Annotated in this window: 27 protein-coding genes and 1 pseudogene; 4 read left to right on the top strand and 24 right to left on the bottom strand. The window is 28.8% G+C overall.

Features of this window, described 5'->3' with window-relative positions; translation table 11 throughout:
* Nucleotides 1–106 precede the first annotated feature (106 nt).
* The 14 genes and pseudogenes from MHN29_RS04815 to MHN29_RS04885 form a co-directional block, all read right to left on the bottom strand.
* Nucleotides 107–697 carry a DUF6624 domain-containing protein gene (locus tag MHN29_RS04815; RefSeq protein ID WP_235274456.1) on the bottom strand — a complete coding sequence of 197 codons (591 nt, stop codon included), beginning with the start codon at nucleotides 695–697 and terminating at the stop codon, nucleotides 107–109.
* A 142-nt stretch (nucleotides 698–839) separates the two neighbouring features.
* On the bottom strand, nucleotides 840–1,424 hold the full coding sequence (locus tag MHN29_RS04820) for a nucleotidyltransferase family protein (protein WP_235274455.1): 585 nt from the start codon (nucleotides 1,422–1,424) through the stop codon (nucleotides 840–842).
* 44 nt (nucleotides 1,425–1,468) lie between these two features.
* Nucleotides 1,469–1,954 (bottom strand): hypothetical protein, encoded by a 486-nt coding sequence (locus MHN29_RS04825; RefSeq protein WP_235274454.1) that lies wholly within the window; start codon nucleotides 1,952–1,954, stop codon nucleotides 1,469–1,471.
* Between the two features lie 60 nt (nucleotides 1,955–2,014).
* Nucleotides 2,015–2,461, bottom strand: a complete 447-nt coding sequence (locus MHN29_RS04830) for a hypothetical protein (RefSeq protein WP_235274453.1) — start codon at nucleotides 2,459–2,461, stop codon at nucleotides 2,015–2,017.
* A gap of 94 nt (nucleotides 2,462–2,555) precedes the next feature.
* Nucleotides 2,556–3,215: a hypothetical protein gene (locus MHN29_RS04835; protein WP_235274452.1), complete on the bottom strand. Its 660-nt coding sequence runs from the start codon at nucleotides 3,213–3,215 to the stop codon at nucleotides 2,556–2,558.
* A 65-nt stretch (nucleotides 3,216–3,280) separates the two neighbouring features.
* Nucleotides 3,281–3,559 (bottom strand): hypothetical protein, encoded by a 279-nt coding sequence (locus MHN29_RS04840; protein WP_235274451.1) that lies wholly within the window; start codon nucleotides 3,557–3,559, stop codon nucleotides 3,281–3,283.
* 100 nt (nucleotides 3,560–3,659) lie between these two features.
* Nucleotides 3,660–3,947: a biotin/lipoyl-containing protein gene (locus tag MHN29_RS04845; RefSeq protein ID WP_235274450.1), complete on the bottom strand. Its 288-nt coding sequence runs from the start codon at nucleotides 3,945–3,947 to the stop codon at nucleotides 3,660–3,662.
* A gap of 315 nt (nucleotides 3,948–4,262) precedes the next feature.
* On the bottom strand, nucleotides 4,263–4,670 hold the full coding sequence (locus MHN29_RS04850) for a GNAT family N-acetyltransferase (protein ID WP_235274449.1): 408 nt from the start codon (nucleotides 4,668–4,670) through the stop codon (nucleotides 4,263–4,265).
* A gap of 202 nt (nucleotides 4,671–4,872) precedes the next feature.
* Nucleotides 4,873–5,586, bottom strand: a complete 714-nt coding sequence (locus MHN29_RS04855; RefSeq protein WP_235274448.1) for a hypothetical protein — start codon at nucleotides 5,584–5,586, stop codon at nucleotides 4,873–4,875.
* Between the two features lie 115 nt (nucleotides 5,587–5,701).
* Nucleotides 5,702–6,124, bottom strand: a complete 423-nt coding sequence (locus MHN29_RS04860) for a hypothetical protein (RefSeq protein WP_235274447.1) — start codon at nucleotides 6,122–6,124, stop codon at nucleotides 5,702–5,704.
* Between the two features lie 202 nt (nucleotides 6,125–6,326).
* Nucleotides 6,327–6,914, bottom strand: coding sequence for a hypothetical protein (locus MHN29_RS04865; RefSeq protein ID WP_235274446.1), 588 nt, complete (start codon nucleotides 6,912–6,914; stop codon nucleotides 6,327–6,329).
* Nucleotides 6,915–7,026: 112 nt separating this feature from the next.
* The gene (locus MHN29_RS04870) at nucleotides 7,027–7,956 is read right to left on the bottom strand and encodes a hypothetical protein (protein ID WP_235274445.1); all 930 of its coding nucleotides are present in this window, start codon (nucleotides 7,954–7,956) and stop codon (nucleotides 7,027–7,029) included.
* Nucleotides 7,957–8,606: 650 nt separating this feature from the next.
* Nucleotides 8,607–9,329 (bottom strand): annotated as a pseudogene (gene bla, locus MHN29_RS04880) (subclass B1 metallo-beta-lactamase); the annotation flags it as partial.
* Nucleotides 9,330–9,372: 43 nt separating this feature from the next.
* Nucleotides 9,373–9,762, bottom strand: coding sequence for a nuclear transport factor 2 family protein (locus MHN29_RS04885; RefSeq protein ID WP_235274444.1), 390 nt, complete (start codon nucleotides 9,760–9,762; stop codon nucleotides 9,373–9,375).
* Nucleotides 9,763–9,891: 129 nt separating this feature from the next.
* Between MHN29_RS04885 and MHN29_RS04890 the strand changes: the two genes are divergently transcribed.
* The gene (locus MHN29_RS04890) at nucleotides 9,892–10,782 is read left to right on the top strand and encodes a LysR family transcriptional regulator (RefSeq protein ID WP_235274443.1); all 891 of its coding nucleotides are present in this window, start codon (nucleotides 9,892–9,894) and stop codon (nucleotides 10,780–10,782) included.
* On the opposite strand, the gene MHN29_RS04895 is transcribed toward MHN29_RS04890, so the two are convergent.
* The 6 genes from MHN29_RS04895 to MHN29_RS04920 form a co-directional block, all read right to left on the bottom strand.
* Nucleotides 10,779–11,201, bottom strand: coding sequence for an SRPBCC domain-containing protein (locus MHN29_RS04895; protein ID WP_150898149.1), 423 nt, complete (start codon nucleotides 11,199–11,201; stop codon nucleotides 10,779–10,781). The genes MHN29_RS04890 and MHN29_RS04895 overlap by 4 nt on opposite strands.
* Before the next feature lie 58 nt (nucleotides 11,202–11,259).
* On the bottom strand, nucleotides 11,260–11,829 hold the full coding sequence (locus MHN29_RS04900) for a Crp/Fnr family transcriptional regulator (RefSeq protein ID WP_235274442.1): 570 nt from the start codon (nucleotides 11,827–11,829) through the stop codon (nucleotides 11,260–11,262).
* A 25-nt stretch (nucleotides 11,830–11,854) separates the two neighbouring features.
* Nucleotides 11,855–12,511: a hypothetical protein gene (locus MHN29_RS04905; RefSeq protein WP_235274441.1), complete on the bottom strand. Its 657-nt coding sequence runs from the start codon at nucleotides 12,509–12,511 to the stop codon at nucleotides 11,855–11,857.
* 108 nt (nucleotides 12,512–12,619) lie between these two features.
* Nucleotides 12,620–13,129, bottom strand: coding sequence for a hypothetical protein (locus tag MHN29_RS04910; protein ID WP_235274440.1), 510 nt, complete (start codon nucleotides 13,127–13,129; stop codon nucleotides 12,620–12,622).
* 11 nt (nucleotides 13,130–13,140) lie between these two features.
* Nucleotides 13,141–13,614: a hypothetical protein gene (locus tag MHN29_RS04915; RefSeq protein WP_235274439.1), complete on the bottom strand. Its 474-nt coding sequence runs from the start codon at nucleotides 13,612–13,614 to the stop codon at nucleotides 13,141–13,143.
* Nucleotides 13,615–13,704: 90 nt separating this feature from the next.
* Entirely contained in the window at nucleotides 13,705–14,421 is a 717-nt protein-coding gene (locus MHN29_RS04920; protein WP_235274438.1) for a 3'-5' exonuclease, read from the bottom strand.
* Between the two features lie 359 nt (nucleotides 14,422–14,780).
* On the opposite strand from MHN29_RS04920, the gene MHN29_RS04925 reads away from it, so the two are divergent.
* Nucleotides 14,781–15,479: a response regulator transcription factor gene (locus MHN29_RS04925; RefSeq protein WP_150898157.1), complete on the top strand. Its 699-nt coding sequence runs from the start codon at nucleotides 14,781–14,783 to the stop codon at nucleotides 15,477–15,479.
* 55 nt (nucleotides 15,480–15,534) lie between these two features.
* The gene (locus MHN29_RS04930) at nucleotides 15,535–16,578 is read left to right on the top strand and encodes a cell wall metabolism sensor histidine kinase WalK (RefSeq protein WP_235274437.1); all 1,044 of its coding nucleotides are present in this window, start codon (nucleotides 15,535–15,537) and stop codon (nucleotides 16,576–16,578) included.
* Nucleotides 16,579–16,617: 39 nt separating this feature from the next.
* Here the strand turns inward: MHN29_RS04930 and purD are convergent, their stop codons facing one another.
* From purD to rnpA, 4 genes are all read right to left on the bottom strand, one after another.
* On the bottom strand, nucleotides 16,618–17,892 hold the full coding sequence (purD, locus tag MHN29_RS04935) for a phosphoribosylamine--glycine ligase (RefSeq protein ID WP_235274436.1): 1,275 nt from the start codon (nucleotides 17,890–17,892) through the stop codon (nucleotides 16,618–16,620).
* Between the two features lie 76 nt (nucleotides 17,893–17,968).
* Nucleotides 17,969–19,648 carry a hypothetical protein gene (locus MHN29_RS04940; RefSeq protein ID WP_235274435.1) on the bottom strand — a complete coding sequence of 560 codons (1,680 nt, stop codon included), beginning with the start codon at nucleotides 19,646–19,648 and terminating at the stop codon, nucleotides 17,969–17,971.
* Nucleotides 19,649–19,690: 42 nt separating this feature from the next.
* Nucleotides 19,691–21,316 (bottom strand): S41 family peptidase, encoded by a 1,626-nt coding sequence (locus tag MHN29_RS04945; RefSeq protein ID WP_235274434.1) that lies wholly within the window; start codon nucleotides 21,314–21,316, stop codon nucleotides 19,691–19,693.
* Nucleotides 21,306–21,689 (bottom strand): ribonuclease P protein component, encoded by a 384-nt coding sequence (rnpA, locus tag MHN29_RS04950; RefSeq protein WP_150898162.1) that lies wholly within the window; start codon nucleotides 21,687–21,689, stop codon nucleotides 21,306–21,308. The genes MHN29_RS04945 and rnpA overlap by 11 nt, the downstream gene beginning before the upstream one ends.
* A 139-nt stretch (nucleotides 21,690–21,828) precedes the next feature.
* Between rnpA and MHN29_RS04955 the strand changes: the two genes are divergently transcribed.
* Entirely contained in the window at nucleotides 21,829–23,007 is a 1,179-nt protein-coding gene (locus MHN29_RS04955) for an acyl-CoA dehydrogenase family protein (protein WP_235274433.1), read from the top strand.
* The last annotated feature ends 24 nt before the right edge of the window (nucleotides 23,008–23,031 follow it).

Consider the following 23,031-nt stretch of genomic DNA (forward strand, 5'->3'; position numbering starts at 1 on the left):
TTATATGTTTTTGTATATAAATACTAATAGTGCCAATAGTAATATTGATATTATTCCTATTGGCACTACTCTACATACTTTTTATATTATACGATAATCTATATTTTTAATTTGAGTTGGGTTGAATATCGAAATACTTTAAATAACCCTCTATTGGTTTCATTCCCATTTCTTTTCTTCTTTCGTTTACTGTTTCTGGATTTTCTAATTTATATAATTTACCATTCTTTATTTGTGAACCATATATTTGTGGTTTGCCTTCATCCATTAACATTCTATCTTTCATTAAAGCGTATTGCTGTTTGGATAAGTCTCCATTTTCTACCGCTTTTTCTATTTGTGGAAAATACTTTTTTCTGATTTTTTTATTACTATGTTGTAGTCCTAACCAGATAGCATTCATTTGTTTTTGAGATACCTCCTTTAATGTTGGCATTCCACATTTTTCAATAATGCTTATTACTAATTCTTGATTTCTATGATCTTCTTTAGCGTACTTAATGAGATCATTTGATTTCCTAATCCTTTGATCGCTTTCATATACTTCGCTCAAGATTTGTTGTTTTTTATTGCAGTCTACTTCTATAACCTCTACTGAACCTACATAGACAAATTTGTCTTTATTTATAAATAGAAATGTTGAAATTGCTACTATTAAAACAGTAAATATGCTCAGGAATACTTTTCTCTTTTTCATTTTTTTTGATTTTATATAGATAATAACGTTTTTGTTATGACTTGTGTAAAATCGGTTTTCAATAACTGAGCCAAGTAAAATTCTAAGACAGTTTGTCTTTTTAAAAGACTTATTGGCTGGTTGTTTTTCTATACCTTGTTTTTTATTTCCAAGGTTCTATTTGTATATTTTCCCACCTCTTTTTAAAACTATTGGTCATTTTAATATAATTATTCTCACTCATTGTGAGTTTATTTGGTTTTACAAGCATATTAAAAGCATCCTTCAATCCGTATGGTGCATATATTTGGTACTCTTTTGTTTTTCGAATTCCAATTGCAAATGCTGAAAGCCAAGTTTGTATTCCATCTTCTGTATTGTTAAATGGTTTTATTTTATTTCCGAACTTTTCTGGATACCATTCATGAACATATGCTTGATTGGTTATATCGAGAGGGAATTTATGACTTATTAATTTTTTTATTTCTAATTGATGGACTTTAGATTGCTCCCTTTTTTCGTTACTTGAATAGTATATGATATCAAAATCTTTTACATTTTTAAGTGTTGATTCTCCGTTTAAATTATTCCAAATTATTTGTGTTATTGCTCCTCCTGCAACATAATAATCTTTTAATCCATATTTTGTACAAGCCTCTATTGTTTCTACTATTTCGGGACAATCTATTATTAGTGAAATTAGCTTTTCTTTTAGCAATTTATTTTTCTGTGTGTTTAATGTATTCAATGTATGTTGATGGTGTAAAGGGAGAGTATAGTGAGAATAGATAATTACTTATGTTGTATGTTGCTTAATTCTTTATGAATTTCATCTAGTTCTATTTCTTTATTACCATGTCCAGCAGTTGAAATTTTGATTTTAGATTTAATATCTGAAACCCAGAAGTAATTAGTGAATGAAAACCAAGAAATAGGCATGTGCTTTATTTCTGATACTTTTATTTGGTTTAATTTTATAACTGTTTCTGTGCTATTTTTGGATAGTTTAATGTACTTAAGTATTAGCTTATTTTCTTCATAATCCAAAGTTATACTCTCTAAATGATTTTTATAATTGTGTATAAGAGTTTGAATTAATACGATAATATTAAATATTAAAAATAAGAGTAATATTTCTGAAATTTCAGGTTTTTCCCAGCTTAGTAAACTTTTAAATAGACTAGTTATGAGGATTAAAATTGGAATTTTTATAAATAGATTCCTAATAATAGTTTTGAAGGTGATTTTATTTCTTTTATTTTCAAATAGTATTTTCATGAACTTTTTTTATTCCCAAGATTGAGTTTAGTTGAATTCGTAATGATTGTTGTTATAGATTTAGGTAGCATTAACTTTAAAAAAGATAAAAAAGTTTCCAATTAAAAAACTATTTCTTTTAAGTACAAATGTTCGGCATTTAAATTCATTTCCTATTAGCTTAGTTTTGCATTCAAATATTTTATCTGTTTGTTTTTTCATTGAAATAAATTCATTCCATAGCTCAATATCTTTATCCTTACCTAAAGGAGAGTCATTGTTTTCAGAGATAAGTTTATATAATAAATGCACTTCATTTTCATTCAATTCTCGGTCTAATTTAGAACTGTTTATTATGGAGGTTTTCCAATTTGATTCTTCTCCTTTTTTAACTTTTTTTGTTAACCAAATTTCACATTTAGAACACCATCCTTTATAACTATAAATATGCCCTCCAGTTTTTATAGTTGCTCGAAAAAACATTTCGATTTTTTCTAGGTTGTTATCACAAATTTCACACCTATCCATTTTTTATAATCTTTTCCGATATGTTTATTTAACGATTATTTTTTCTTTTTTATAGACAATATTTAATTGAATTTGATTGTGGATATATATTATACTAATTTTCAAATTTTTCAAATTCAATATAGTTTTCAGGAAATTGATATTTAATATATTTTCCAAAATTACCAGTTTTTAATTCTCTAAAATCTGATTTTCTAAAGGGTTCAATATTTTTCTCTAATTCTTTATAGTCGTTTTTTAATAAATCTTTCCAAATGATGATTTTAGTATTTATGAAATTAATAATATTCAAAAAATCTCTTTCATTTATTCCATAAACATTAATATTATTGTGATATCTTAAAACACTGGTTTCTTCGTATTCTTCTTCAAATTCGTGGGTTTTTCCTTTTAAATCAATAACTCTTTTAATTCCTTTTGGAATATTCTCAAGTTTTTCAAAAAAAATAGTTGGATAACCAAGAATATACCCATTGGATTTTAATTCTTTTTTAAAATCTAAAGAATAAATTGCCGGAATTATTTCAAGATTTACATAATCCCCTTGTATATTACTTCCACTTGACCAAAAAGCAATTTCAATTTTTAGGCTTTTATCATTATAGGTTAGTTTAGGTCTTGATTTCGCATATTTCCAACCTTTAGGAATATAGTATTCTGCAATTTCATTACACACGGCTTTAAATATATCTTTGCAAGGTGTATTTGCATTATAACTTCTTAAGATGCTATTTTCTTTCCATTCCCAATTCATTCTATTTATAGTTTTGTAAGTAGGTTATACTAGCAATTAATTTTATACATTTTTGTAAAATGTTTTTATTCTTCTTCATTTAAATCATCAAATATTTGTTTTAAAAAGTCAGATATTTCTTCACTTTTTTCTATCATTTCATCAGTATATATATTATTTTCAAGATCTATATTTAATTCATAAAGTAATTTGTTTAATGTAAATAATACTTGTGAAAAGTATTCTTTTACCTCTTCATTTTCTGAATTTTTCCAAATATCATACACTTTATCTACATCTTTCAAAAGTGTTTCGTTTAGTTCTGTTAAACGAATTTTTCTATTTTCATGTGCTCTGTTATTCATTTATATGTTTTAATAAATTATAAGGAAATTCTAGATGTTTCTTTTTTCAGCTTTTGTAAGTCTAACTGTACTCAATGTATGTTGGCGTTGTAAAGGGAGGTTATATTACTTTTATTTTTACAATTTCGATTCCGTTTGTTAGTTTTTGATTCAGTCTGCAGGTGTTTACTATTTTTCCACTATAAAAAGTTTCAAATTCCATTGTAATCTTCTTGTTTTCTATTTCACAAATTATATCTCCGCTTTTTACAATATCCCCTGGTTTAACATACCATTTTGTTAAAATGAACCCTTTTTGGTTTCCCATTTTTGGTAGGAAGATTGATTGGGTTTTTCCTTTTTCTAATTTAGTTTCTGTTTGGGTTGAGGTAGTTCCCTTTTTCTCCATTTCTTCTTTTGTTTTGAAGTTTGGATTGCTTTTTAAATCGTTTATAACCGTATTTCGGTTTTCATTGGAAAGAAATAGTTTACGGATTAGAGATTTTATCATTTATAATATTGATTTTGTTGTAGGTATAGCGTTGTGTTTTGATGTTTCTTTTTCAATTTTTACGAGTGTAATGTACTCAATTTATATTGATGTTTTAAACTGGTATAAAAGAACTATTATATAGTGTTTTTTGTTTTCAAGTTTTTATTTCAGAAAACGAATTTAGTTGTATTCGTAGCAATTACAACTATACCTTGTTGATACCTAGATTTTTTATTTAAAATGCATTTTCATTCCTTCGTGAGTAGCTTTAAAGCCTAAATCTTCATAGAATTTAATCGCCTTTGATCTTTTTTTGTCCGATGTAAGTTGTAATAAATGAGCATTTCGTTCTTTTGCTCTATTAATTGCCCATTCAAACATTTTTTTTCCTATTCCAAGGTTTCTTTGATCTTTTCGAATTCTAACTGCTTCTATTTGTGCTCTAATACCACCTCGATAAGTCAGATATTGGATAAAAGATAATTGTAAGGTTCCAATAATTTCAGAGTTTTTATTTTCGATAACAATGAGTTCTTGATTTTGGTCAGAATTTATATTTTCGAAAGCGTTAAGATATTCTGCTGGTAATGGTGTTTGAAAATCTTCTCTTGTTTTTCCTAGTTCGTCATCTGCAATCATTTCCACAATTTTCGAAACATCATTTTTTGTCGCTTTTCTAAATTTCATTATTGAGATTAGTTTTTTAGCTTGTTGCTATCTTGTTTATATGTGGAACTTTTGTGTGTTTACAGTTAACGTTGATGTTCCTTTTTCTTTTTTTGTAAGTCCAAAGTACTAAATGTATGTTGGTGTTGCAAGTGAGGATTTGTTAGTTGTTATTCTAATTTTTTGGTTTTCGTTTTTTTGAATCTAAATGTTGGTTTTTATGACGAAAACCTGTAAAACCACGGTTTGGACAAAAAGTATAGATATTATCTTGATTTCTTTTTTTTCCTTCGCCAACTGTCCATCGAAAAGTAAGGCAATGATCAGGTCCGTCTAATTCTATAATTTCTATTCTTGTTGGCCTGCGTGATGGATAGGTACGTACTTCTCCTTGTTTCCAATAGCCTAGGGGAAATTTACTTCCTAATCCGTCATATGCTCTTTCTCCCCATTGTTTTCGTTTATCATAAATTCTAACCAGTCCATCTTTTGAATTGTTAATGGTAAAAAACGATTCTACTTTCCCTCCTCGTTTGGTGTTATATATTCTTCGATAATAGGGAATTTTATTACCTACCCATTCAATTTTTGTGTTGTTCTTTTCTGTTTTAAAAGGTCCTGTAATAGTATAGTTAGTGCATCGTTTTCCTGTTACTGGATGACAAGAAGTGGCTGTTATAGCAACTTTTTTTAGTGTTAATTTATGTTTTCCATCCCATTTAGCTCCTGTAAATAATTCCACTGGAATAAATCTTTCTTTTGTTGATTTATTATATGCTTTTTCCCAATAATTCTTTTCCTCTGTACTTGTTAAAACTTTGTTTTTTGCCTTTTGTCCGAATGCTATACTACTGATACTTACTACTAGGAATACTGTGAATAATCTCATTTTACTACTTTTTTAATTTAAAAGTTCAATATTAAATATGTGAAGCTTTTTAAAAAAAAGAGATGTAGTCAACTGTAGAATTCATGTTATGAAATGCTGTTTTGATGGCTTTTTTTTAATATTCGTATAAAATTTGTTTTTGAGCATTTACGATGTTCAATAACACTTTATTATCATCTACTTGCAAGTTTGAAATATCGAATGATAATTCTTTAGTAATTAGTGTATTGCATGATCCATCTGTTTTTATGTAGAGTTTTAAATTTCGTTGAAGTATAGCTGAATCTAAAACTGCATTTATGGATACTAGTTTAGCTTCCCAAATATTTACTTGGCAACCGCTGATACTAAAATTAATTTTTAAGCAGTTACCAATAATTTCAAGATTATTTATAATTACTTGATTTTGAGTAGGAGTGTTATGGTATTGTTCTGTGTTTAATATGGCTTGGAAATCACAGTTATCCCTGTTTTCATTATTTTCTGTACAACTTAAAATGATCAATCCAATTATCGTTAGTGTTATAATTTTTTTCATTTGGTCTTATAGTTTTTTATAAGATGCAGTTTCTTAAAAAAGGTTGCGTTGAAAAATGTATAACTTCTTGTTATAATTGGTTTTAAGTGGTTGTTGGATTAATTGTTTAAATAAAAATATGCTAACCCATTTCCATCTGCTCCCATTGCTTCTGCATTTGCAATAACTATTTTGAAATCTTTGAACAGGTAATTTCCTTCTTCTAATTTTTATTTCCTTTAATCCTTATCTCGTTTGCTTTTTTAATATTGTCAGCTGTTTTAGTTATTATTTGTATTAGATTGATTTCTATTTTATTGTTTGATGTTTTTATTTTGGTTGGAATGATTTTTAAAATAAAGTTTTCATCTATTAGAAATTCGGTCTTATTACTCTCTAGTACTTTTTCGTTTATTTGATAGAGTGTTGGATTTTTATCTAATGTTAAATGTTTTTCTGTAAGGCTTTTTAATGTTATAAAGTTTGATTTATAACCTGACTTCATTTCTAGAAGAATCTTACCATTGTAGGTTGTTCCGTTTTTTTCAAAACTCTTCTTTTCTACTTTTAACGTTTCTATTTTATTTGAATTTATAAAGTCTAAGGATGATTGATTACCTATAAAGTTTCCATTTACAAAGATGCCTATAGGACTTTGATTTTGATAGATACTTTTTGTGTTATTTATTACTCTTATTTCTGAATCGCCCGAATAAATTGGTTTATTATTGATTCGCTTTTGTTGCATATTTTGACTACATAAATTAAATGCTTGTAGTATTATGATTAAAGTAAAAATGCTTCTTTTCATAGCTGTTTGGTTGATGTTTATTCAAATATAAACCATGTTTACCTGTCTTTATACTGTAAATGAATGAACCCTGTTTTTTAATTAGGTTTGCTATCTCTTGATTCTATTATTCTTATTTATAATATTCATATTGATAAGTTATAGTAAAAATTAAATCACTTTTTTTATATACATCTGCTTTTTTCAATAGCCCATTTTTAAGATAGAAATGTTTGTATAAATAATGGTCGTCTAATCCCATACAAGGGTCACTAAAATACGTATACTTACTTTTTATAGATCCATTTTTATTATATGAAATTTTTGTAATTAACTCATTGATATCTTCTCTTTTACTAAATTTGATGTCATTTAAAAGTTCAATTTCTTGGATATCTTTTTCTCTTTTTTCTATTAGTCTATTTGATGAATCGTAAGTGTAAATAATTGTATTTATTATGACATTGTTTTTATAATGAATTTCTTTGATTAGATTCTTTTTTTTGTCATATTCATATTCTACATAAGAGATATCTAACTTTTTATATTTTGTAGGTTTTGTTGTTTCAAATAGAAGGGTTTCGATAGTTTCTTTTTTCACTTTTTCAAAGCTAGTCCATGCTATCGTTTTTGTTTTTTGAATTATCTTTTTCTTATTGTCGTGATTTTTAGTTATTTGTTTTATTAGTTGTTTTTTAGAATTATAAAAGTTCTCAAACTTATTTTCTCCTTCCTGTGTTAATTGATTATTTTTATCAAATATATAAGGGATTGAGTCTATTTTTGTTGAATCTAATTTGTCGATATAAAGTGTAAGAATTTTATAATTGTTTTTGTTATATATATTTCTACGAATCATACCAAGTCGTCCCATATTCCATTCAATAGAGTTCCCTTTTCTATCGTATTTTTCTGTAATTGAGGTGCAACTTGAGTTTGAGCCTGAAAAACAATGTATTTCAAACGATTCTTTTACTTTGTTTTTTAAAATGAGATTCTTATTATTTTCAATTTGTGCAGAAATAGTTTGAATAAAACTTATCAAAATGAATACCTTTTTCATAACAGATTTTTGTATAAAATTATAATATGTTTTTAAAGTTAGTTTAAGTGCTTTTCATTTTCTACAATTCCTTACTCGATTTCATAATTTCCATTAGCCCATTTTGCTGATGGTTCTATCCATTCTTTTAACGGTTTGAATAGAAAACCATGTTTCATTCCCGTATGCAGCTCTATTTCTTTAAAATGTGCTATTTCGCATGTAGAATTTTGTTTTCGCTTGATGGCTGATTGCCCAAATGGATCTGTTTTTTCATAAATATTTAAAATATTTCCACAAAAGTTTATTTCTGGAATATTTTCTAAATCGCTATTTTGAAAACTTGCTACAAATACAAAATTCAATTTTGGATTATTTGCCAAGGTTGATACATACTGTGCTATATAGCCTCCTTTTGAAGTTCCTATAACTGTTATATGCTCTGGTTTAGCCCCATTTGTAACTAAACTGTCTATTTGATTAACAATCCTCGATGCATATTCCCTTGCATTTACATTGCCTTTTCTTTGTTCACTTATTACTGTTAATTTTCTTTTTTCGAATGCTGCTATTATTTCTTTGTATTCTGTTCTTCCATATTCTGGATGTGATTCTTCTAAATCGTGTTCTTCTAAAAATCGATTATGTAAGAAGAATACATATTTTTTCTTCTCTTTTTCGAATAGTTTTATGGTATAATCTAAGAGTTCTGTTCCGCCGCTTTTTCCATGTCCAGGTATAACTACTTTTATATCTGTTAGTTCTTTTTTTAGCTTTTTTACACTTGTTGGCCATGCTGAGGTATTGGCATCTTCTAAGTTACCTTTTGGTGCTTTTACTTGTTTTATAAAGCAACCCCCAAACAATACTTTTTCTGACGGTACATAACCAACGATATTATCTTTTGTATGTCCTTCTCCATAGTATTTTGCTAGTATTGTTTTATTACCTATTTGAAATTCTTTTTCTTTTTCAAAACCATTTTGTGGCAGTACTTTTTCGTTGTTTGCTCTGGCAAGTTCAATTGTTTGTTTGGTAGCATAAGACTTTATTCCTTTTTCATGAAATTGTTCTAAAGTTGCCAAACAGTCAATATGAAAGTGCGTTGCTATTACTGCTTTAACTTTTCTTTTTCCTATCCAGTTTATTAGTTCTTCTGTTGCTTTTTTATTGGTTGGAGTGTCAAATATAATTGCTTCGTTTCCATTTAAAAATATCATTCCATTACATGGAACTGAGCCCCAGCTTTGTGTTTCTAAGTATGATATATGCTGATAAACATTGTTGGCTACTTGTTTTATTTTTAATGTTTCCGATTCATAGTTTTTTGGTTCTTTTTTACATGAAGAAATAAAAAAGATTATAAGTAAAGTGAAAAGTAATTTCGATTTCATTTTGCTATCTTTTGTTTATAGCGAATATACTTAAAAAGCAGTTTTAATTGATTACTTTTTCGAGGTGCCATATTTTAGAAACTATTTGCCATCCTTCTTCTCCGTTTACAAACCCTAGGTGATCTACAAATACGTTTTTATGTGCTCTAATTCTTATTTTGACTGTTGCACATGCTGGTGATAACCAATCAATCATTAAAATTTCAGCTGTTAATTTTTGTCCTTTGCTCGCTGGCGATATTCTTTCTCCCACATCTTTGCTAAAACTTGCTATTGGTTCTACAAAAACTTTTTCTTCATCTACATCAAAAAGGCTGGAGTTTTTGTGAAATATTTGATTTAATTTTTTAGTGTCGCAATAATGAATTGCATCGAAATAGGTTTGTACTGCTTTTAGTAAGTTGTTTGTTGTATTGTTTTTTTGCTTCGACATAATTTTAATCTTTTTGTAAAATTAGTTTGAAAGTAGTGGTGTTTTGAATTTCGAAATTGAAGGTTTTTATTTCTTAACTGAATTTTTTTCAACTAAGCTTTAACCTCTAAATCGTTAACTTTGTGTGACATGGAAATCAAGTATTTTAGACTTATTAAAACAATTGTTGAAGAAGGTAGTATTGCCAATTCTGCCAATAAGTTGTTTTTAACACAATCGGCTTTAAGTCATCAATTAAGAGAATTAGAGGAACGCTTAGGTTTTAAGGTTTTTCTTAGAAGTCGAAATAGATGGAAATTGACTGATGAAGGAGCTGAGCTATACAAATTAGGTAACGAAATCCTTGAAAGTATTGAAAATGGTTTTCGGAATATTGAGCAGTTAAGAATGGGATCTGTTGGTACCATTAAATTGAGTACTGAGTGTTATAGTTTTTATCAAGGTCTTCCTGTTTTTGTACAGAAAATGGGACTTCTATATCCAGAAATTACTATTGATTTAATTTTAGAAGCTACACATCAACCTATACCTAAAATTTTATCTAATGAAATTGATATTGCTATTGTTACCTCTAAACCTGAGAATAATACTTTATCGAGTATTGAAGTTTATGAAGATGAGGTTTTTACTATTATGCATAAAGAAAACCCTTCTAGCAAAAAGGATTTTTTAGATGTAAATGATTTCAATAATCTTCACTTAATTATTCATTCTTTTCCTTTAGAAACGGTTTCTGTTTATGAACGCTTTTTTAAACCAAATAAAATAATTCCTAAAAAGATTTCAGCAATCCCGTTAACAGAAGTTGCCTTGGAAATGGTTAATGCAAATATGGGAATATTATGCATGCCTCAATGGGCGGTTAAATCGTTTAAAATTTCTGATGATTTGGTTTTTAAACGAATTAGCAAGAATGGTTTAAAAAGAAAGCATTATTTAGTTTTTCGTACAGCAGATACATCGAAGAAATTTATTCACGATTTTATATCGAATTTTCAAGATAGTTTTTCGAAGGACTAAATATTTTCTGCTCGTAATTTTAATTCGTTATTCATTTGTTCAAAATTTGCTTTAGTATTTGTATCTAAACTTTTTGAAAATAAAGGAACCAATATTCCACTAAATATTTCACTTTGTTCAAAATAAGTAGTTCCATTTCCGTTGTCTGTGAGTTTGAATTTATGCTCTCCATCAAAAAGCCCTTTAAACCAGAGACTACCAAGCCATTTTAATTCTAGGTTTTTATCCAATATTTTAATTACAGGGTTGAAAGTCATTCCAGATAGTTCCACATGAATTTTGTTTCCAACTTTTAAATCTCCCGAAATAGCTTTAATAAAGGAGTTCCATTTGGAGTAATTCTCAAAGTCCATAAGAATGTTCCAAACTTTCTCTTTGCTAGCGTTAATAGTAATTGAGGTTGTGATTTGCTTTGCCATATTGTTTGAGTTATATAACAAAACTAGATTGAAATTAAAGTGATGCTCTTGACAAAAATCAAGAATTTTTCTTGTTTCGTATTCTACTGAATGTTTCTGGTGTCATTCCTAGCATCGAAGCAAGGTATTGTAAAGGAACTTGATTAAAAAGCTCTTTGTTATTCTCAAAAAATTGATGGTAACGTTCTTCTGCATTAAGTGATAAATGACTAAAAATTCTATCTTCTAATTGGATAAAACAACTTGCCATAAATTGCTTTTCTATTTCAATCCAGTTTGGAATTATATTATTCAAAAGAGTATAATTTTCTTTATTTATGATGTATAGTTCACAGTCGGTTAATGCTTGTATATTCCACCTAGCTCTTTGTTTAAAATTAAAACTGTATAACTCTGTTAAGAAATGTCCTTTGGCAGCAATCCATTGTGTTACTTCTTTGTCATTAGCCTTAGCAAAAAGCCTAATATATCCACTTTTTACAAAACTTAGTTTTTCGCAGTATTGTCCTGATTTAGTATAATATTCTCCTTTTTTAAGCTCAGACTCGTTAAAAAGCGATGTTATTTTGTCTAAGTTTTGGTTTGTTATTCCAAAGTAGGATTTAATATAATTTTCTAGTTCGGTCAATTTTAAATGTTTTTGATTTGTCATTCTATATTATAGAACCAACTAAGCGTTGAGTTAGGCCATTTTTATTTATGACCCATAGTAATTCATAACCTCCAGCACCATCACTACAATTTTGGTAGATAAAATAGGTGTTGCCATTTTTATATTTGTTAATGTTTGTATCACACTCAAATAAATCGAGAAATAAAACTTTATGAATTTTTATAATTTTGTTATTTATTGATGCATTTATTTTTTCAATTTCGATTTTAGGATAATTCCCGTCCGTTCCCCAAATTTTTCTTCCATCAATTTTTGTTACAAATTTCCCATCTCCATTATCAATATGGTTTTCCCTTTTAAATTTTCTAAATATGTACTCAAATTTTACTTCATTTTGATTAGCAGTAGGAAGGTTTTCGATTTTTTGTAATCTAGATTTATGAATGTAACCTCCTATCATTAAATCGTCAGTATCCTCAACACTAAATTTATCTTGAGGAATAAATACTTCAATCCAATCTTCTCCAATATCATTGTACCAAAAAGCTTCATTTTCTTTTAATTTGTATACTATTTTAGATTTTATATTTGTAGCCTTTCTAACATTTGTGTAACCATCCTTATCTTTAATTATTCCGATTTGCGAATAAGAAATGAAAGATGTTACACAAATTAAAAAGTTTATAATATTTTTCATTTTAGTTAGCAGTTATGATAATTGTTTTATATAAAAACTCAATATGTCCGTTTAGAAATTAATCTATTTTTCTAATTCTGTTTTATAAGTTAGGTATATTATGAACATTTATTTTTTAAGTTGATTTAAAAACAGTTCCGTTAATTTTTGTCTATCGGTTTCATTTTTCAGAATGTTTTGTAGCCATATTTGTTTTTGTTCTATAGCACTTTTAGTTTCTTTATTTTTATAACTTTTAAACTCATTGAAATCAAACCAGTTTTTGTTGTGAATATGCTGTAAAGCATAAACAGCAATTTCTCCGTTTGTTGCTACAAAAAAAGGACATGTGTGAATTTTAGTTTTGGTAGTATCTGAAAGTCTTTTAATCAGAAATTTTGTCAATTTTTCTTTTTTATTGTTAGAGAATTTTTTCCACTCTTTTTGACTAAAAACCATAGTTGGAATTTCTCTTTTGTTTTTTGTGACGTATTGCCCACCGCCTAAACAACCTCCTTTATCAAAAACTATATAATTCCATTGTTCAAGAATTGAGTTTGTTTTTTGATGTGTTTGTGATTGAATTTTAAAAGAAACAAAACATATCATTAACAGGAATATTCTTATTGAATTGACCATTTTTTAACTATTTATAATATTAAAAATATCAGGTCAGCTATCAATAAGATTTGAAGTACAAATAACAGTGTATTCATTTTCTTTTTATATCGATAAGCTATAAATATTGAAAGAATAACTAATAATGGAAGTACGAGTCCGGTTACTATTCTTAATGAATAAAACGATTTGTCATCTGAACTAGGTTGTTTATACCAGTTTACTTTTTTAAATATTTGAGAAACTGAATATTCTATTTCTTCATTTTCTTTTACCAATACAGCAAATTCTTCTGTAACTGAAAACTCGTGTTTATCTGTGCTTATTTTATATGAATAATGATAGTTTCCGCCTGCATTGTAATATTCTTCTAAACTCTTTTGAATGTTAGCAATTTTGTTAGTTATAATTTTTCCTGGTAAAGCAAAATCAGCTATGATTACAAGCGCAATCAAAATAGATATTGTATATACTGTTAAGCGTAATTTATATTGATTTTTATTCATCTTTTAACGTTGTTTTTTCATATTCTAAATCTTCTTACTTCCTCATTTAAAAATATGAATTATTTGTAGAGGGGTAATTTCTGATGTTTTTTATATAGTTACAATGTTTTTTGTTTCTAAAATAGGTTTGTTTAAAAAACGCAATAAAAGCTGTGCCACTGCTATGGTATCTCTTTCACAATAGTCAACAATACGAGATAAGTTTTTCTCTTTATAATATACATTAGCTACTTCGCTTCCATCTATATCCTGTTTGGGTGATGGAATGTCTAAAATAGAAGTTAATAATTTTAAGGAAGTGTAATGTTTATAATCGCCAAACTTCCATAAATCTAAGGTGTCTAAATGGGGAGCCTCCCATGGCTTTTTACCAAATAAGTTTAGTTTTTTGGGTAATTCAATGCGATTGATTATCATCCTCCGAGCTATGTAAGGAAAATCAAATTCTTTTCCATTATGAGCACATAAAAGGTGTTTGTTTAGATTAAAATGTTGATCAAGTAAATTTTTAAAATCGTTTAATATTTTAACTTCATCATCTCCATAAAAAGAAGTTACTCTAAACTGATTCTCTTCTTTTTTGTCAACAAAATACCCAACAGAAATACATATTATTTTTCCAAACTCTGCCCATATACCTGCACGATGGTAAAAATCTTCGGCACTGATTTCATCTTTTCGTTGGTATTGTGTTTTTAAAGCATATAACTCTTGTTTTTCTTCCGATAAATCAGAAAACAGTTCTACTTCTGGAACAGTTTCAATGTCTAAGAACAAGATATTTTGAAGATTAATTTTATTCAACATTTTTTCTTTTTATTAAAATATAAACACTCTCATTTTAAAGGTAATTCTTCGTTTTTTTGTGGAGGTTTTATAAACTAAATAATATTAAAGAAGGGTTTTGTTTGTAGGTTAGGAATTTCTTTTCTAAACTTATCAATAAAGACTTCTTTAGTTTTAGAAAAAATTTCGTCAAATAAAGGAATAAGTTTCATAGCAAACAATTTTTATAAAGATACAAAAAACAAAAAATTACAGATTAATTTTTCTATTAACTATTTAAGCGAAGGTTTATTAAAGATTAAATGAATGTTAAGTTCAATAAGAGAGCGAACGATTTATAATTTTATGGTTACTTTTGGATAACACAATACAAATGATCTATGAATACGAATGATATTAAAATTTTATTAGTTGATGACGAACCTGATATTTTAGAAATAGTAGGTTATAACTTAAAATCAGAAGGCTATCAGGTTTTTACAGCCAGTAATGGTAATGAAGCTGTAAAGACTGCTAAAAAAATACATCCACATTTAATATTATTAGATATAATGATGCCAGAAATGGATGGTATTGAAGCGTGTGAAAAGATTAGAAACATTAAGCCGTTAGAAGATGTTATTATTTCTTTTTTAACAGCCAGAGGTGAAGATTATTCACAGGTAGCAGGTTTTGACGCAGGTGCTGACGATTATATTACCAAGCCTGTAAAACCAAAAGTTTTGGTAAGTAAGGTAAAATCGTTGTTAAGACGTTTAAAAACAGAAGAATCTGTTGATACAACAACTAAGATTGGAGACATCATTATTAATAGAGATGAGTATGTTGTGTTTAAAGGGGATAAAAAAATAGCTTTACCAAGAAAAGAATTTGAATTATTCTCATTATTAACATCTAAACCAGGAAAGGTATTTAAAAGAGAAGTTATTTTAGATAGCGTTTGGGGTAATGAAGTTGTAGTAGGAGGACGTACAATTGATGTACATATTCGAAAACTTAGAGAGAAAATCGGCGATGATTACTTTAAAACTGTAAAAGGAGTTGGTTATAAATTTGTTTTGGAAGGAGCAGAAAAATAAATTAAACTTTAAAATATTTATATAGATTGCTTAATTGGCAATCTATTTTTTTATAATGAAAAAAATTAAAAAAACATACAAATACGCACTTTGGTCGTCATTATATTCTACGATTATTTCAGTCGTTATAGCATTACTTTCTTATTTGTTCTTAATTAATTTATTAGGAATAGGTACTGTGCTTGTTTTTGGTGTTGTAATGTTTATTATATCATTTTTTATTATCCAATACCGAGCTGAATATTTCATTTATCAACGTGTTAAAAAGTTATATCAGGACATTTCCATTTTAGATGTGAATGATTTAGAAAGGAAAAAAGTAACTACCGATGTTGAAGCACTTACAAAAAGTGTTCAAAAATATGTTGAAGGTAAGAGTGAGGAAATAGCATTGTTAACTCAAAGAGATTCTTTTCGTAGAGATTTCTTAGGGAATGTTGCTCACGAGTTAAAAACACCTCTTTTTACTGTTCAAGGATATATTTTAACCTTAATTGAAGGAGCTGCTGAAGATGAAGAAATTCGTGCAAAGTACTTAAACAGAGCGAATAAAGGTGTTGAGAGATTAACTTCTATTATCAAAGATTTAGACATGATTGCTAAATTAGAAACAGAAGGAATGAAAATGAATATTGAAACATTCAATATCCTTGAACTGATTCAAAATGTTTTTGATTTATTTGAGATGAAAGCAAAAAAGAGAAACATAACTTTGATGTTTGATCGAATTTATGAATTTCCTCATTTTGTAAAAGGTGATGTAGAACGTATAGAACAGGTTTTAATTAATTTAATTGTAAATTCTATAAAATACGGAAAAGTTGGAGGTGCAACTACAGTTAGTATAGAAACATACAATCCTAATAAGTTTATTATTAAAATTTCCGATAATGGAGAAGGTATAAAACAAGAGCATGTTTCTCGTTTATTTGAGCGTTTTTATCGTGTAGATCAAAGTCGTTCAAGAGAACAAGGTGGTTCTGGTTTAGGATTGTCTATTGTAAAGCATATTATTGAAGCTCACAATGAGACAATTTTATTAAAAAGTGATTTTGGTAAAGGATCAGAATTTTCTTTTACTTTAGAAAAAGCAATGTAAAAAAGAAGGAGTTGAAAAAATCAACTCCTTCTTTTTTATTTATACTAGATCGAATCCAATATCTTTTCGATAATTAATTTTATCGAAAGTTATTTTATCAATATTCTTATATGATTTTTTTAGGGCATCCTCGATAGAATCACCAAAAGAGGTTATTGCCATTACCCTTCCTCCGTTTGTTACTACTTTTCCATCTTTTACAGTTGTTCCTGCATGAAAAACAATAGAATCATCTACAGTATCAAAACCTGTAATAGTTTTTCCTTTTTCGTAAGCTTCTGGATATCCACCAGAAACTAGCATTACTGTAGTTGCAGTTTGTGGTGTTACTTCGTATGATTTTTCGTTTAAAGTCTGATTAGCAACTCCTTCAAATAAATCGACTAAGTCCGATTCTATTCTTGGTAAAACTACTTCTGTTTCTGGGTCGCCCATACGAACATTGTATTCAACTACTGAAGGATTTCCATTATCATTCATTAACCCAATAAAAATAAATCCTCGGTAATCTATTCCTTCTTTCTGTAAACCATTTATTGTTGGTTTTACAACTAGTTCTTCTACTTTTTGAAGGAAATCATCAGTAGCAAAAGGAACTGGGGAAATAGCACCCATTCCACCTGTATTTAAACCTGTGTCTCCCTCTCCAATTCTTTTATAATCTTTTGCAGAAGGTAATATTTTATAACTCTTACCATCTGTTAAAACAAATACAGAAAGCTCTATTCCTTTTAAAAACTCTTCAATAACTACTGTTGATGATGCTTCTCCAAATTTTTGATTTGAAAGCATTTCTTCAAGTTCCGATTTTGCTTCTTCTAAATCGTTTAAAATTAAAACACCTTTACCAGCAGCTAAACCATCGGCTTTCAATACATATGGAGGCGTTAAGGTTTCTAAAAAACTTTTTCCTTGTGCCAAAGTATTACTTGTAAACGATTCATATTTAGCAGTTGGAACATTGTGTTTGATCATGAATTTCTTGGAGAAATCTTTACTTCCTTCTAATAAAGCACCGTCTTTTTTAGGACCAATCACAGGGATGTTTTTCAAATCATCATCAGCTAAGAAGAAATCATGAACACCTGCTACTAATGGTGCTTCTGGACCTACCACAACCATATTAATATTGTGTTGTAATACTGTTTCTTTTACTTGCTGAAAATTGGTCGGATTGATATTGATATTTGTAGCTATTGAATCTGTTCCTGCATTACCAGGTGCTACAAATAAATTTTGAATTTTATTACTTTCAGAAAGCTTCTTTGCAAAGGCGTGCTCTCTACCACCTGATCCTAAAATTAGAATGTTCATTTTATGTGTTGTTGTGTTGTTGTTGCAAATATAGAATAAGAAAAAAGGCTATTTGAAAAAATAGCCTTTTAATTGTTTAAAATATTTGTTCTAATATTTTTTGCGTAATTGCATATGTTGGTGTTACTCCGCTCATTCCTAAACCACCCGAAGCTAGTGTTGCACCAGTTTCTAATGGGTTATCCGAAGCGTAGTATGCATATCTTACTTTGATATCTTCTCTAACGTTTCCTCTAATTTTTGAAGCCGATTGAATTGCTTTTTGATAGTGAGCTCCTTCCATTTCTAATCCAATTACATTCCATGTAGAATCGTGGAAGAATTTTAACAAGTCTTTGTTTTGTAATGATGTTCCTAGTACACTTACCATAGCTCCATCAAATACTTGTACTCCAAACCCTTCTAAATCTTCTTTGGTTAATTCGTTATTAAAAGGATAATTGTCGGCAGTACCTTCAAAAATATGAGAAGAAGGAATCATAATGTCTCCTTTACCTCCTTCTAAAATACCAGCTTTCCCCATTATAGAAACAGAAACGACATCTAAATGAACAGATTTATCTCCTATTTTATATGGTTTTAATAACTCGTCCATTGTTTCATATGCTTGCTCTCCAAATGCATAATCCATTACAATGATTACTGGTTTTTCTCCAACAGAGTTCTTCTTTTCAAAAGAAGTAGTGTCAAAGTTTATTTTTTCAGTATCAATAACTTGAACATTAATGTTTGTTCCAGATGTATCTTTAATGTATATCAACCCATTTTCTGAAGCATAGTTTTTAACTGCTTTTTGTAGTGGTTGACTGTTAGCATTACTCAATACTTCAAAAAGCTCAAAACCTTTGTGTTTTTTTACTTCATCAGGTAAGGCATTTTGAGCATAAATACTATTCATAACACTGTGCATGTTTGCACTAATAATATGAATAGGACGTTCTAATAAATCATTATCTACTAAAACTTTTTTAATGCTGTTTGCCCACATTTCTCCATAAAAGTGGTGTCCTATTTCTTCAATTAATACAGAACTGAATTTTACCGAACGTTTTTGTTCGTATAATTCTTCATTGATAGCCAGTTTTCCTAACCAGTAAATTAAATGGAAAAATCTATTAGGGTTTTCTTCCGTAGAAAAAGTATTATAAACATCATATACCTCGTCGTAAGTTCTACCTAAGATGTTTCCTAGATGTACAACAATTACATCTTTTTCTTCATCGGTAAGTGTTTTGTTATTTAAAACAATGTCTTCTAATTGAAGCCATTCTCTAATAAAACTTTCACCGTTATTAATAATTACACGGTCTTTTATTTTATGAGATTCTATAAATAAAAAGGTAAGGTGTGTAAGTATATCATAAATTTCAGAACGACCACGAGTAATTTCAATATTCATTTGGTCCTTGTCAATACGATAACAATTTCTTCTTCTCTTTGGAGGAACTATTGCTTTGAATTTTGAGTTTCTATACCCTTCATCTGCAGTTAAGTAGATGTATTGACATTCTTCAATACCTTCAGGTAATCGCTCAATAATATAAACCAAACCATTTAATTCGGTTTTGTTTTCAGCGATTGATCCATAAATTTCAGGACGTAATTGTAATAAGGATTTACGTAACGTTTCTCCAGAAACTCCCATTGGCTTATAAAATCCACGACTAAATAAATGACGCATTGAAATGTATAACTTTTCTATGGCATTTGTAGATTCTTGAGCTCTGGTACGTTCTTTATGATTAGGTTTTGACATATATTTTTTTAAAAGGCAAAGATACAAATTATGTAATGCATATTATTTTGTTAAAATACCGCTATATTTTTGCTGGTTTTTTAACAAATTAACTGCGTTTTTAATAGTAGGATCATTGTTTAGTTGGTGCTTAAACATTCCTTCCTGATAGGTGTATCTCTTTACTATTTCGTTTTGAATTTTGTTTGATAAAAGATCTTCGTTTACAGCGATTTTTTGAACTTTCTCTTTTTTTAATTTTTTAAGAATAGCATTGTATTCTGATGAAAGTTTCTCCTCATTTTCTACTGAAGAATAAGCTTTTTTGAAGAGTTTTTCACTCTTTGTTACAAAAGCTGTGTCTTGTGTAAGTAAATAGTTTTTAAAGCTATTAAAATCGGCAGATTTAAAAGTATAGTTTTCTGTAGATAAACTAGGGTTTTTATGAGTGAAATCTGTCACGAAATTAAATATAGCTTTCGATTTTAAAAGTTTTTTTGTTTCCTCAGACTTTTCAGATATATCGATGAGAATATCCGGAGTTACTCCACCACCATCGTATACTTTACGTCCATTTTTTGTAGTAAATGTGTTTACAGGACCGTCGGAAAATTTTGGAACTTTTCCTGTTTTTGAATCTCTATTAGCATAATCTAATTCTTGTATACAACGACCACTAGGAGTGTAATATTTAGAAATAGTTGCTTTCATTTGAGTTCCATAGTTCAAGTTAAAATAACGTTGTACTAAACCTTTACCAAATGAACGTTTTCCCATAATTACCGCACGATCATAATCTTGTAATGCTCCTGATACAATTTCTGAAGCAGACGCAGAACGATCGTTAATTAAAACAACGATTGGGATTTGGGCATCTAAAGGCTCTCTACTAGTTTTATAAGTTCTACTGTTTTTCTTAATTTTTCCGCGAGTATCTACAACTTTTAAACCTTTTGGAATAAATAAATTTGTAATGTTTACTGCATCAAATAAAGAACCTCCAGGATTACTACGTAAGTCAAAAACTAATTTTTTCATTCCTCTATCTTTTAACTCATTAAAAGCATCTTTAACTCCTTGTGTAGCTTTTTGACTTGTAAATCTGGTTAAAATAATGTAGCCCGTTTCCTCATCAATCATGTCATAAAAAGGAACTGGATTTACAATAACTTTATCTAGTTTTAAATTAACTGTCTGATTTTTATTATTCCTATTAACAATTAATGAAAGTTCCTTGTCTGGTGTTCCTTTTAACAATTGTGAATATTGACTTTCTTCTAAATCAGCTAATTTTTGTCCGTTGACATCAGTAATAATGTCTCCGGCTTTCATACCTGCTTTGTCTGCCGAAAAACCTTTATATATTTCAGCAATTACGATTCCTTGTTTTGTGTAAAAAGTAGAAACACCAATGCCTCCGTACTCTCCTTCTCTACGAATACGTGCATCTTCTACATCTTGTTCGTTATAAAAATTAGTATAAGGATCTAAGTTTTTTAAGGTGTTTTTAATGGCCTTATCGGTTAAATCACCAGGGTTAATCTCATCAATATAATTGATGTTTAATTCCTTAAACAAATTGTTATAAATTTCTATTTGCTTAGCAATCTCAAAAAAGCGAGACTGAAACGAGAATAAAAACGAAATAACAATTAGGGAACCAAAAAAAAGTATTTTTTTATTTTTCATCTTTGGTAATTTCTTCTGTAAAAAGCGTTAATAACTTCTTCATTTTATGCTCAATATCGGCATATTTCCATTCATCTCTTGCAATATAAGAAATCATAAACACATAAGGCTTATCTATTCCGTTGTAAACAGTATGTTTTTCTTTTCTATAAATTTCTCTTAACAAGCGTTTTATTCGGTTTCTGTCTACAGCTTTTTTAAAGTTTCTTTTAGGAACCGATACGCCTACTTGAGCAGGGAACTTTGAAGTATGTTCCGTTTGTATATAAACCATTCGAAGAGGAAATACTTTTATCGCTTTTCCCTCTTCATAAAGTTTTCCTAATAACTTTTTACTCTTTAATCGTTCTTGCTGTCCTAATGTAAATCTCATCTAATACAAACATACGTAAACCTGTACTAATAACCATTTTTTTGAGTATTTTTGAGTCTATACTATTAAATAAAACTAGGATAATTAATTTATCAATCATCAACACATACAAAATCAGTATTTAACGTAAAAAAAACTTATGAAACCAGATTTATTTCAAGCACCTGATTATTATCAAGCTGATGATTTGTTAACTGACGAACACAAACTTGTTCGTGATACTGCCCGTGAATGGGTGAAGAAAAATTTATCTCCAATTATAGAAGATGCCGCACAAAACGCAACTTTTCCAACTCAATTAGTTAGTGGATTAGCTGAAGTTGGAGCTTTTGGTTCCTATATACCTGAAGAGTATGGAGGTGCAGGATTAGACCAAATTTCTTATGGGTTAATTATGCAAGAATTAGAACGTGGTGATAGTGGTATCAGATCAACAGCCTCGGTTCAATCTTCTTTAGTAATGGGACCTATTTTTAATTATGGAACAGAAGCGCAACGTCAAAAATATTTACCAAAATTAGCATCTGGTGAATGGATGGGAAGTTTTGGATTAACTGAGCCTAATCATGGATCGAATCCAGGGGGAATGGAAACGAAATTTAAAGACATGGGCGATCATTATTTATTAAATGGTGCTAAAATGTGGATTTCTAATGCTCCTATTTGTGATGTAGCTGTAGTTTGGGCGAAAAATGAAGAAGGACGTATTCATGGTTTAATTGTTGAAAGAGGAATGGAAGGTTTTTCAACTCCTGAAACTCATAATAAATGGTCTTTAAGAGCTTCTATTACTGGAGAGCTTATTTTTGATAACGTTAAAGTTCCTAAAGAAAATTTATTACCAAACAAATCTGGTTTAGGTGCACCATTATTGTGTTTAGATTCTGCTCGTTACGGAATTGCTTGGGGAGCCATAGGTGCTGCAATGGATTGTTATGATACCGCTTTACGTTATGCTAAAGAGCGTACTCAGTTTGGTAAACCAATTGGACAGTTTCAATTACAACAAAAGAAATTGGCTGAGATGATTACTGAAATAACCAAAGCACAATTACTAACATGGCGATTGGGAGTTTTAAAAAATGAAGGACGTGCTACTTCTGCTCAAATATCAATGGCAAAACGAAATAATGTGGAAATGGCTTTACAAATAGCTAGAGAAGCAAGACAAGTTTTAGGAGCTATGGGAATTTCTGGAGAGTATTCTATTATGAGACACTCAATGAACTTAGAAAGTGTAATTACTTATGAGGGAACACACGATGTTCATTTACTAATTACAGGTTTAGATATTACAGGATTAAATGCCTTTAAATAGTAAGAAGAAGTGCTCTTGAGTTAA

This window comes from Tenacibaculum sp. Cn5-46, from assembly GCF_022347705.1.
In the GTDB taxonomy this organism is placed as follows: Bacteria; Bacteroidota; Bacteroidia; order Flavobacteriales; family Flavobacteriaceae; genus Polaribacter; species Polaribacter aiptasiae.